Origin of the sequence: Winogradskyella alexanderae (assembly GCF_020166335.1) — a bacterium.
Classification (GTDB): Bacteria; Bacteroidota; Bacteroidia; order Flavobacteriales; family Flavobacteriaceae; genus Winogradskyella; species Winogradskyella alexanderae.
This window is the reverse complement of record NZ_JAIUJR010000014.1, coordinates 1-12,894: the sequence shown is the minus strand read 5'-3', so window position 1 is coordinate 12,894 and position 12,894 is coordinate 1. Positions and strand designations below refer to the sequence as shown.

The window sequence follows — 12,894 nt, the reverse complement described above, 5'->3', positions numbered from 1 at the left end:
TGGTTCGGCAGAACTATTCCGCCGTAAACCAAAGTTAGCAAATACGCAGGAATTTCCGAGAGGAAATTCCGCCGCAATGAACTATAGCCGGTGTTAGCATACGTTATTTATTTTCAGTTAGTTTTTCAAAATTCATTTCGTTCTCCCAACAATATCCAAATTCAGATTCACAGTTTAATTTAAAACCGCTTTTTGATATTTCTCCGCTATATTTTAACTGTCCTTTTGAAACTCCGCTTGTTGAGTCTTTTTCTAAATCTCTTTTATCTTTCACAATTCTAAATCGAGTTGTTTTGTAAAGGTCTCTTTTTCCAATTTCAAAACTGATTTTTCCGTTTTCTAAATTCAGATTTTCCATTCCGTTTCCATAAAAGAAAACTCCGTGTCCGCCACTATCTTCGGTTCCGAAATAAAGTCCGCTATATTTTCCATTTAGAGTGTCAATTACGATGTAGTGATTTTCGGATTGTTCAGGTGTTTTATATTCATAAATTCCAATTAAGTCAGCATTAAGTTTTTCAGGTGTAGTTTTTATTTCAGATGTTTTTTTGTCCGAGTTACAACTTATAAAACTCAATATAAAAATCAGTAGTTTGATTTTTTTCATAATGTATGCTAACTTGTTTATATGCTTTATTGAAAGTTCTATAATATACCCCATAGGATGGATAACAATGATTTTATATGATTTTTTTATCATATTATTTCCCTTAATAATAGCTCTTTAAATATAAATACTTTTTACAAAATGTCTGAGGAATGATTGGTTCATATTAGTTCAATTTTAGGATATCGTACCAAAAATTTAAATTAAAATATAAGTTAACAATTGTGTGAATAAAACAAGTTATTCACTATTATGTCACCTTAGGATTCTTTAGGTGCTTAAGTCATTGAATAGCAAATAATAGCACTTAATAGTTCAAATCCGTCGCCAGATTTCAATATTCGTTCTATAGATTATTTACTAATTTCTGGTTAAGGTAAGCGTTCCTGTTGCCTCAGCACTAATGATTAAACCCCCATAAAAATTAGCTGTATACGTTCCTGTGAATGAGTCTGTATTTGGATCATATGTCCCCTGCCAATCTAAAGTCCTATTGGTAAATTGAAAACCACTTGATTGACCACTTTGTATTTGAATGGTAAGAACATTATCGACAAAAGACCAATTATTTATCGTAACAGTATCGGTATTACCTATTCTCTGGGTATTCCAATCTAATTCACCACAAATCTCACCTGGAGAACAGTTATTATCTTCTATAAAAACAAAATTCCTGTCATTTTGATGAAATGAACAACCACAACAATAACTACCAAGTGTATTACACTCAGCAACGACCCAATTTGGAGTCCATTCACCAGACAAATTAAACACCTCTGATTCAACAATCACAGTTCTTATAACCTCAACGGCATCATTACCTGCAGCATCCGAAACATTGTATGTTATTATATAGGTGCCAGCAGTGTCAGTGTCAACGATATCGCCACCAATATTGATGAGGTCACTAATATCACCATCTACATCATCGGTTGCGGTTGCACCGAGTTCAGTATACATGTCGCCTACAGACAGATTAATGGTCGCCGCTCCGATCAATGTAATAACAGGTGGTGTTATATCTCCTTCAAAAACATTAACTGTTCTTATTACTTCATCTGCTGCATTCCCTGCAGAATCAAAGACGTTGTATGTTACCAGATAAGTTCCTGTATTATTTGTATCAACGACATCACCTCCAATAACGATTTCTTGGGATATGTCTCCATCTACATTATCGGTAGCCGTTGCACCGAGTTCAACATAATTATCTCCTGCATTTAGATCAATCGTAGCATTTCCAATAAGGCTAATGACCGGTGGTATACCATCTCCAACAGAACCACTTAATTCAATAGATATACTCTCCTGAGAAGTATCATTACTAACAATTTCTAAATCTGAATTATAAGTTTCAGTAACTGATGTTGGTTGAAAAGTAACTTGAATTTGAGTTTGATTATTAGCCGGTATCTCAGTAAGGAAAAGTATTGGTGAAACATTAAATCCTGATAGATTAGTGTTTAGGGCATAACTCACTCTTGTAGGATAGTCAGAGGTGTTTTGAACTGAGATGGTTTTCATTTCACTTACTTCATTCAATGGTATTGCATCAAAAAGGAGGTATGTTGGCTCAACAACAATTGCATTTATGGCTTCACCACTGACTGTTACTTTATTATTAATTTCATCTAAGCTGTTTTGCACAATCATCTCCGCATTAATTGCATTTGTGAGTGGACCGTTGAATATCAAGTTAAATGTGTAGGTTCCACCAGGTATTACCTCAACATTTTCAGTGAAATCCGTACTAAAAACATTCTCAATGGATTCGTTTTCAAAATTTATTCCGTGTATAAAGAGATTGGTTTCTGAATTATTTGTGATTGTAATTGATTTGTTAACCTCCTGCCCAACTGGAACCATTCCAAAATTAAATCCATCAGCAGCTGATATAGAAATAGCATTACAAAAAGCATAATCCGCTTCAGCTTTTTCGACACATATATCAATCTCACCCGGCAAAGTGTACCAATCATATAAAACACTACCTGTATTGATAACAGCAATCCCCTGTTGAATAACATTGATTACATTAACAATAGTTTGAACAAGTCCAGCAACTATACTTTGTGATGGAAAACAGCCATCTGTTCCAATTGTAGCAATTACTTCCTTAGCGGTAGTTAAAAAAGCCAATGCCATATCATAATTACTCAGTCCTCCGCTTTGGTACTGGTTGAAGGCAACTATAAATTCAGTGGTCCCTTTTATTTGATTAATTATAGTACCAAGACAAGGAGCATTTTGACTGAAAAGGCTATTAAAAGAACCAGAAAAAACACCAATTAGTTCATAAAGCGTTACCGAAAGATTTTGAATTAAAGCGTCACTATGATCATCACTTAATGAAGAACCATTTCTTGCTTTCAATTCATATAAGCCTGAGGTAGGTAATGTAAAATCAACTTGCTGTGTACTATTGGAAGATCCAATACCATTGAACAACAGATCAATCACACCTTGTGAGACCAGGTTTCCTAACAACATTTTATCATCCTGCAATACACCATTCTTAAACAACTTTAAACTATAACTGATATTAATATTAGTTTCCCATTCAGGATAAACACTCAAGGCTGTATTTTCAACTATAACATCCAATGGTCCAAAATTTCCATCAATATCTGAATTCGATGTTCTTGAAAAAAATGATTCAACCAGCTGGTTCTGTATTTCTTGCGGATTCACATTGGTCAAATCTTGACTTTTTATACCCTGCTCAACCTCTGTTAAGAACGAGTCATATCCACTAAGAGTAGATATTAAAGAAAGTGCTTGAATTTTTTCCTCTTTTGAAAGTCCAATTGACCATGGAGCTAACATCACAATTGCTTTTGCCGTGCTTGTAACATCAATAATTTTGATATTCTCATCTACAGGATCTAGCAAGCCGAACAAAACTGCTTCTTGGACGGAATTTTGAACGCTAACTAACTCAAGATTGTCACCATTATATATTTCAATATCGCTGATACCGCTGCTAGTAAGTGTGCTAGAATCAAAAATTGATATAACTTCTAAATCTGATTCAGAAAATGTAGTATTACTAGGTAATTCGACCTTAATGTCTACTTTTACATTACCATCACTTGGAGGTTGTTCTATAAGCGCTGGATCTACTGGATTATTATTGTCTGTAGAGCAACTAAAGAACATTAAAAAAGCGCAAAGTAGTATAAACGAATACCTCATGTTGTATAACGAATTGATTAATAGCGCTTTCAATCTACAAAAAATAGATGTTTATCCTAAACCCAATACTTAAATTTAGATTAATGGTTAAATTCTTCAGTTCTATGTTGAAGTTTATGGTTGCTCTTAATTATTGAATATTTTGACAATTGAGTTTTAAAACAATTAAATAGTGATTAAAAGTTCTAATTTTGATTTTAGAAATATATATAGCTTGTTCTTTTTGTTCTAAAACTTTTAATTCTAGCATGGAAGAAAAAAACCCATTTCAACGCGACTTCGCAGAATATTCTAGGAAAATTGAAAAATCAAAAGGAACAAATTCTTAGCTCTTTGGATTTGGACCTGTCGCCCATTACTCATCATCAGACTTAAATTCAACTAGAATTTTATGTTGAAAGCCTTCTATTTTAGATATTTTTAATAGTTGTCAAAGTTTAGGAGAAGTTGTAACGTCGAAACCTATAGTGGTAATTATAACCTAGAATGTAATTGCACCTATTCCGGCCTCCCATAGTAATTTATTATAGGTGGATACTTCGTCTAACAATAATTCTGAGTCTCTTTTGAGGGAATTCCACTGCAAGTCCAATTCGGCCTTTCGGTCAATGGAAGACCGATTAACCCTTGGCAAGCTACTCTCCGTCTGATTAATAAGAAACAAATATTCCGCAGTGAATTTGTTCGGGAAATTCTCTACATCGTCATAGGCCTTAGATTTACGTTGTACCATTTTAGAGTCCCATACCCCAATTTTGTCAATTAGATCCTTTCCTTTTGAGATTAACTCATCATCCTCAAGATGGGCTATAATTGTTTTTAACTGTTTTGTAATGCTGTTCAATTGATTTACAGACGCATGCATCTCATTAAGAGCGCCTTCCATATCACTCATAATGACATCATAGTTATCAAACTGTTCTTTAGAAATTTTAAATAAGGGATTATCTAAAACTGTTGCCGTACTTGAATAGGTCTTTGAACCAACATTAAGTTCTAACGTATAAGTCCCTGGTGATACTTTATGCCCACGATAGCTACCTTCTATGTAAACACCGTTGACACCAGAAATTAAAGGATGACGTAAATCCCAAACGAATCGATTTAACCCTTTTTCATTAGATAGATTTGGTGAGGGTGGTGGCCCTCCATCATACCGTTTATAGTTTTTGTTTTCCGAGGATGTAATAGTTCTAATCAATTCATTATCTGCATTTTTAATATTTAGGATTATTTCACTATTGTTAATATCCTCAGGCAAATTATAATATATGACAATGCCGTTGGCTGGATTTACACCTTCAAAATCACTCATACCATTAAAATTTGGATTGGTTTCATCCAAAGGACTAAACCAATTGCCATAAACCTTAGACTCTGGTTGATAGATTTCAGTAGTGCTTGATTTTCCTTGGTATTGCCTTAATAACGCTAAATCATCTAATATCCAAAAAGAGCGACCTGATGTGGCTACAATTAAGTCCCCTTTGTGAACTTTTAGATCGTTGATAGGCGTTACAGGTAGGTTTAGTTGAAATGCCTCCCACGCTTTACCGCCATTCCAAGAAATGTAAATACCTGTTTCGGTTCCTGCGAATAATAAATCCTTTCTTTCTTGATCTTCTCTAACAACTCTTGTATACGCACCGTTTGGTATCCCTAGATTTATCTTCGCCCATGATTTACCATAGTCTGTTGATTTATAGAGACCTGGCGTATAATCATTGAATTTATACTTTGTTGTTGCCAGATAAATTGTCTTTGGATCGTGAGGCGATACTTCAATGGCATTTACCAATGCTTCACCTAGCCCTTTCGGGGTAATGTCATTCCAACTTAAACCGTTATCTCTCGTAATGTGTACAAGACCATCATCACTCCCTGTCAAGAATACGCCTTTTTCGTGTGGCGACTCTACCATGTAGGCAATGGTTCCGTAATTTTCGGCCCCTACAGCTTCATTTGTATAAGGACCACCTCCATTGCCTTGTTTTTCTTCAATATCCCGAGTTAAATCAGGAGAAAATTCCTCCCAAGTTAAGCCATTATCAGTTGTTCTTAAAACCTTTTGAGCGCAATGAAAGAATGTACCTGGTTCATGTTTTGACCAAATGATTGGAGCGTTCCAGTTATAAAGGTATTTCATATTTCGGGCTTCTCTGCCTAAATATTGAATCGGAGCAGCCATTATGTTAGTGCCAGCTTTAGCTTCGGTATCCAATAATTCAATTGTGCCTAGATAACTTCCTCCCATAACATGCTTTGGGTCATCCGGGTCAAAAGCCAAAAACGCACTTTCACCGCCAGCTGATGGGGACCAATCTTTCTGTCCAATACCGCCGGATCCTAGGCTTAGATTAGCTATTTTTATAGAGCTATTATCCTGTTGTCCTCCATAAATATTATAAGGAAATAAGTTGTCAGCATTTATGCGATAGATTTGAGCCGTTGGCATAATAGATTGCGTGCTCCATGATGCGCCATGATTAAATGAAATGGCTGCACCGCCATCATTAGCAATAACCATATTTTTGGAATTAGTGGGGTTTATCCATAAATCATGATAATCGCCATGAGTACCAGAGATTATCTCCCATGATACACCACCATCTTTAGATCGAAGTGCAGGAGCACTAAGTACATAAATGGTCTCATCATCATTCGGGTCTACAAATACTTCGGTGTAATACCAAGCGCGTTGTGTAAGCCTGTTATCACCACTTATCATGGACCAATTTTTACCACCGTTGTTAGATACAAATAAGCCACCAAGGTCTTTATCACTATCGCTTTCAATTAATGCATAAACTTTATCACTATTGGAACGCGCTACGGCAATGGCCATTTTACCCTTTTCTTTAGGAAGACCATTGTGAATAATAGACCAAGTTTCACCGCCATCAATAGATTTATACAATCCACTGCCTTGTCCACCACTTATAATTTTCCAAGGTTTACGCTGATGTTCCCACATAGCTGCATAAATTACATTTGGTGAATTCACATCCATTGACAATTCCACACCTCCAGTGCGTTCATTTACGAATAGCATATTTTTCCAGGTTTTACCACCATCGATGGTTTTATAAATACCGCGTTCATTATTGGGACCATAAAGTGCACCTTGGGCCGCCACATAAACAATTTGAGGATTTGTAGGATGAATTACGATTCTTGAAATATGTTGTGTCTTTTCTAATCCTATATGTTTCCATGTCTTACCTGCATCGGTTGACTTATAGATACCGTCACCATAAGAAGTCATAACGCCCCTTACAGCATGTTCTCCCATACCACAATAAAGTATGTTTGGATTGGATTCTGATACTGAAATAGCACCAACAGAACCCGTTTTAAAAAAGCCGTCAGAAATATTGTTCCAATGTTGCCCTGCATCTTGTGTTTTCCACAGACCGCCACCAGTTGTACCCATATAATAGGTTAAGGGATCATTCACATCACCCGATGCAGTAACTGATCTGCCACCTCTAAACGGACCGATATTTCTATATTTCAAAACCTTAAAATAGTCGTCTGCGTCCTGAGCAAATAGACTAAAACATAACAGACAGCAAATAAGGGAAAGGTTGGATGTTTTCATTTTTATCAGTGGTTAGTAATATGTTATAAATATACAATATTGCTATGTAAACGTTTCAGTACTGAAACTCAGAATTAAAACCCTAAAAGCAATTAATATTAAGAGGTTTGCTCTTTTTATTTTTTTTGAATTCGTATAATTCTGATTTCTTTAAAATTGACTCAATAGGTGCCACAAAACCTCAATAAGTTAGATTACGTTATTAAGGCAATTCCTGCAAGGTTTAGCTAGCCCATAAGTAAATAATCTATAAAAATTGCGTACCTTTAATATTCTAATAAACTGCATGAACTTGATTGAAAATTTGCAACAATACTTAACCACTTCACAATTGGTTCAAGCGCTTTTTCCCTTTCAGATTATAGCAGTTGGCGTTATGTTTTATGAAATTTAACCTCGAGTTAAAGTGAAACTAAAAAAATACATAGCAGAGCTTAAGCGACGTAACCTATTTAAAGTAGCCATTACATATTTAATTGTTGCCTGGATCGTAACCCAGGTATTCTCCATCGTCCTACCAACGTACGGTGCTCCAGTATATTTCATGAAGATCCTGATTCTTGTTTTGGTAATTGGGTTTCCTGTAACACTGGTATTTGCTTGGATATACAGGGCGCCTCTTATGCCCACAAGCGATATTACAAATGTAGATGGACCTCATTCCGTTATTTCTAAACAAGAATCACAACATATACTCTACCACAATAAACTGGTTGTATTGCCATTTCAAAATATCAGTCCAGACACAGATAGTAATTATTTTAGTGATGGATTGACAGAAGAAATCATAATTCGCTTATCTGCAATCAAGGAATTGGATATTGCGTCACGTAGTTCGTGCATGAGATATAAAGATACTGAATTAGACAATATTACACTCGGTTATGAATTGAATGCCAAGTACCTCTTGCAAGGTACCGTTCGTAAACTAAAAGATGACCTGAAAATATCTGTGGCACTTATTGATGTGCAAAAAGACACACAACTTTGGGCAGAGATCTATCTTGGTAAAATAGCCGATGTGTTTGACATCCAGGAAAAAGTATCTAAACGTATTGTAAACTCCTTGCAAATAAAGCTGTCATCTCAGGAGGTCGAGGCACTCGGCAAACGAGCTACTACCAATAGTGATGCCTATGATGCTAATCTTAGAGCGAGAGAATTCCTGTTTAGATATACCAAAAGCTATTTGCGCATAGCCATAGACCTATTTCAACAAGCTATCGATCTGGATCCAAAATATGCCGCAGCTTATGCTGGCATGGCAGAAGCATGTGCCTTGTTATATGAAACTCATGATAAAAAACAGAAATGGATTGATAAGGCGGAAGAATCTGCATTAAAAGCATTGATATACGATTCTACCTCTTCTGAAGCCTATAGTGCACTGGGTCTGGTGTATTATAATAAAAACTCACCCAAAGAAGCACTGATAGCTGCCGAAAAAGGTATAGCTTTCGATTCGAACAATTTTTTTGCCTATTGGGTTCGAGGCAGACTATTTAGAGTAATGGACAGGGATGCTGAAGCGATTCATGATTTTAATAAGGCTTTGGAACTTAATGGTGATTTCCATTCCCCATATGGCGATCTACAAATGGCCTACGAAACTCTGAACGATCAGGAGATGCTTCAGGATACAATTGAGCGTGCCGTTTTATTCTATCCAAAATATTTATTGCATCATCCTGATGATTCCCGAGCGCACCAATTTTATGCATTTACATTATTTAGGCTTGGACGATTAGAAGAGGCGAAGACCGAAATGCAAAAAGGGGTAGCACAAAACCCCAAAGACCCTATTATTGTTTATAATGCCGCTTGTTTTTACACATTGATAAATGATAAGGAAAAGGCTATAAAGAGCCTTAAGACCGCAATTGATAATGGCTTTGAGAATTACGACTATATGAGGCATGATCCGGATCTAAACAGTTTAAAAAAAGAACCAGATTTTATTGCGTTAATGGAAGGTAACTAAAATCCTATCGTTGTCACATAAAGCCATTACCATAAGGGAGTGTTTTTTGTTTACCTCATTTTCAGGGGTTGTTACCCCTTCTTTTTTGCTTCACTCCTACTTGACCACAGAATTTTTAAAGATCTCAAAGAATTCGCCATAATTAAGTTTCTTATGACTTAGTTGATTCTATCAGCGAATGGGACAATTAGGGAATAGTTGGTTTATGGCCAGTTACAGGAAATAAAGTACAATTTTTTTCCTAGCCGAAACATAGCAAATTACTATAAGGGAGATATAGACGTGGAGTTGGCCTAAGCAATTATACACTGCCTTCATATGCGTTCTACAGGAATGATAAAAGTCATAGGAAAACTGTATAAAGAGTTCTAGCTTCGCACTAACTAAATAATATAAATAATGAGTGAAATCGATAAAGCATGGCGTCTTAGAACGAGTGTGGTTCTATTACGAATACTAATAGGCTGGCATTTTTTATATGAAGGGGTCATAAAGCTGTATGATCCTGAATGGACATCATTTGGGTATTTAGCATCAGCCCAAGGCCCTTTGAAACAATTTTTTTTGGCAATGACCAACGAAGCCATTATTAACTGGACCGACGGCTTGAATATTGCCGCGCTTATAATTGTTGGCCTAACCTTAATATTAGGGATTTTTGAGAGAGTAGGTACTGTAATTGGCATTGGTTTACTTGCAATGTATTATTTAGCACACCCTCCTTTTCCTTGGCTGGAACAAATACACGCAGAAGGTAATTATTGGTTTGTCAATAAGAACTTAATTGAATTGGCTGCACTATTGGTTATTTATCAATTACCAACAGCAGACTATTTTGGGCTACATCGTATTTTAAAGAAAAACAAAGAAGACATTAAAAATTAGAGTTATGAAATGGACAAGAAGAGACATGCTAAAGGGTTTAGCAGGCTTACCATTAGTTGGTGGAATTTGGTGGGCAGCAGCAGCCAATAGCGTGCTAAGCAGTCAGAAACGTTCTGAAATTCTGGAGCAACTAAATATAGAACCATCTTATCCTACATCACTACCTTCAATCACTGGACCACCCATTAGAGTAGGTATTATCGGTTTTGGTATACGAGGAGATCAGCTATGCAGATCATTAGGTTTTGCTACAAATGAATGGATATCCGAAATGAGAAAGGAAGCCGATGAAGATTCTCAACATACAGCCTTGGAAGAATTCCTTGCACAAGAAAAATTAAACGTGAAATTGGTTGCGGTTTGCGATATTTTTGACAAAAGGGCAAATAAAGCAATTGCATCTTTTAAAACGGATGACAACGATATAAAACGATATAAAACCTATCAGGAGATGATTGATAGCGGTGATGTAGACGCCGTGATTATTGCTACACCAGACCATTGGCATGCTCCGATGTCCATTTATGCATTGAACAGAGGTGTCCATGTTTATGTTGAAAAGCCAATGGCGCACACTGTTGAGGAAACCTATACACTTAGAGAGGCGGCTGAAAATTCAAGTGCTCGTTTTATGGTAGGCCATCAACATAGGCAAACTTTGAGTTTTAAGACCGCACAAGATATTATTGAAAAAGGAGTTCTAGGCCACGTTTCCATGATTCAAACAAATACCAATAGAAATGATGATAATGGCGCATGGAATTATGATATTGAAGCGGAAGCCAGCGAGCAAACCATTGATTGGGAGCAGTTTTTAGGTACTGCACCAAAAATTCCATTTAATAAAAATCATTTTTTTAGATGGAGAAAGTGGTGGGAATACGGATCTGGTTTATCAGGTGATTTACTAACCCATGACTACGACAGACTAAATTGTGTAATGAATATGGGTATTCCCAATTCGGTTACGGCTTCTGGAGGCATTTACACCCACAACGATGGGCGAAATGTACCCGATGTCCTACAGGTTAATATGGAATTTCCGGACTATAAGTTAGGAGCAAGCCAGGAAAAAGGTAAGGAAAAAGGAATGACCTTTATTTATAGTGCAACCCTTGGTAATGGATTTAGTAGACCAACATTTCTTATGGGTCATGATGGGACAATGGAGTTAGGCAATAAACTTACGATTTGGCCTGATGGTAGTTCAACAAAATATGCCGATTTACTGGAAGCCGAACGCATGCATCCGTCTGAACCTATTTACCAATACGACCCGGCAGCAAATATTCCTGATGCAATATCTTCTGCGACGTCCCAATATTTTGCCGACAAAGGTCTAATGTGGACCTATATAGATGGTGTAAGGGTAGATTCTACTTACCTGCATCTTAGAGAATGGCTAAGCAGTATCAAAAATGGAGGGAAATTAAGCTGTGGCATTCAAGAAGGATTTGAAGAGGCCATTTCGGCTCATATGGCTGGTCTTTCGTATAAATTAGGAAGACGAATTGATTGGAATTCTACGGAACAGATAATTGAACCCATTGAGGGAATAAATTTTGATGAGGTCTTACTTTCTAGTGTTTAACTATATTGGTATTCAATCTCTTGGGAACTAAGATGTAAGCAAAGGGGATTATTAGCGTTACGATTATCATAATTAACTCCTCAAAAAATAATTGAAATAGCATTAGCGCAGCCTACCAAATCAATACCTTAACTGCTGTTTGTCTAAATAAAGTATTGATTAAAGATTCATCATCCTGGCAAGACAACTGAAATCTACACCCATGTCGCGAACAAAACCTTCGGTAAAATAAAAGATTTGCTATCTTAGGTGTATAATGTGGATATACGTAATACGTATATCGAATTGTTGTGCTCTATTAAGTCAAACTCTATGAAATCGAAGATTTTTTTAATAATTGTTGCTCCAATATTATTCTTTGCTGGATTCTTTTCAGGACAACAAAATGATATAATAAATAAGGAAGAAGGCAAAATCCTTGGTCTCAATCATGTAGGCTTAAGGGTGGCCAATTTTGACAAAGCATTGGATTTTTATCAAAATGATCTTGGATTCCCGATGATATACAAATTCGATAACAAAGAAGGTAATCCTATTTTTGCTTATGTACAGATCAATAAGACGACATTTATAGAGTTGTTACCGGCTGATGAAGAGCATCCTGAAGGAATAGATCACTTCGGTCTTGAGACACGCAACAATGAAGCAGTAGTTAAGGATTTTCATAGTTTGGGAATGGAATGTACAGCATCAACGGTAAGTCCTTTTACTCATGTTAATATTGCTCATGCTATAGATCCAAATGGTATATATTTTGAAATAATCGAAGCAATTGAAGGCTCTGATTTAAAAAGGGTAATGGATAACTGGAAGGAGTAACAGAGCACAACAACGGCTATGGTTAATCGCCCCCGTGGGTCTGTGATTATTTGCTATTTTAGGGATTAACAAAAACAATACGGAAGGCTTGGGTGTGCAGGCGCCAAACCATAGCCAGGGCCGTTGGGCGTAATCTAATGAAAATGAAAAAATGGTTAAAAATAGCATTGTGGTCAATAACTTCATTAATTCTAATTATTGTAATTTTTGGATTT

7 protein-coding genes are annotated in these 12,894 nt (G+C 36.2%); 4 read left to right on the top strand and 3 right to left on the bottom strand.

What is annotated here, in order from left to right:
* Window positions 1-103: 103 nt before the first annotated feature.
* The 3 genes from LBU54_RS14825 to LBU54_RS14815 all read right to left on the bottom strand — a co-directional run bounded on the left by LBU54_RS14825 (window position 104) and on the right by LBU54_RS14815 (window position 7,403).
* The gene (locus tag LBU54_RS14825; protein WP_224531832.1) at window positions 104-700 is read right to left on the bottom strand and encodes a hypothetical protein; all 597 of its coding nucleotides are present in this window, start codon (window positions 698-700) and stop codon (window positions 104-106) included.
* Window positions 701-967: 267 nt separating this feature from the next.
* Window positions 968-3,802: a DUF5011 domain-containing protein gene (locus LBU54_RS14820; protein ID WP_224531831.1), complete on the bottom strand. Its 2,835-nt coding sequence runs from the start codon at window positions 3,800-3,802 to the stop codon at window positions 968-970.
* A gap of 481 nt (window positions 3,803-4,283) precedes the next feature.
* Window positions 4,284-7,403, bottom strand: coding sequence for a VPS10 domain-containing protein (locus tag LBU54_RS14815; RefSeq protein WP_224531828.1), 3,120 nt, complete (start codon window positions 7,401-7,403; stop codon window positions 4,284-4,286).
* A 406-nt stretch (window positions 7,404-7,809) separates the two neighbouring features.
* Between LBU54_RS14815 and LBU54_RS14810 the strand changes: the two genes are divergently transcribed.
* From LBU54_RS14810 to LBU54_RS14795, 4 genes are all read left to right on the top strand, one after another.
* Window positions 7,810-9,384: a TPR end-of-group domain-containing protein gene (locus LBU54_RS14810; protein ID WP_224531826.1), complete on the top strand. Its 1,575-nt coding sequence runs from the start codon at window positions 7,810-7,812 to the stop codon at window positions 9,382-9,384.
* Window positions 9,385-9,783: 399 nt separating this feature from the next.
* The gene (locus tag LBU54_RS14805) at window positions 9,784-10,269 is read left to right on the top strand and encodes a DoxX family protein (RefSeq protein WP_224531824.1); all 486 of its coding nucleotides are present in this window, start codon (window positions 9,784-9,786) and stop codon (window positions 10,267-10,269) included.
* Between the two features lie 4 nt (window positions 10,270-10,273).
* On the top strand, window positions 10,274-11,860 hold the full coding sequence (locus LBU54_RS14800; protein WP_224531822.1) for a Gfo/Idh/MocA family protein: 1,587 nt from the start codon (window positions 10,274-10,276) through the stop codon (window positions 11,858-11,860).
* A 312-nt stretch (window positions 11,861-12,172) separates the two neighbouring features.
* Complete coding sequence (locus LBU54_RS14795; protein ID WP_224531820.1) at window positions 12,173-12,679, top strand: VOC family protein; 507 nt, start codon at window positions 12,173-12,175, stop codon at window positions 12,677-12,679.
* Window positions 12,680-12,894 lie beyond the last annotated feature (215 nt).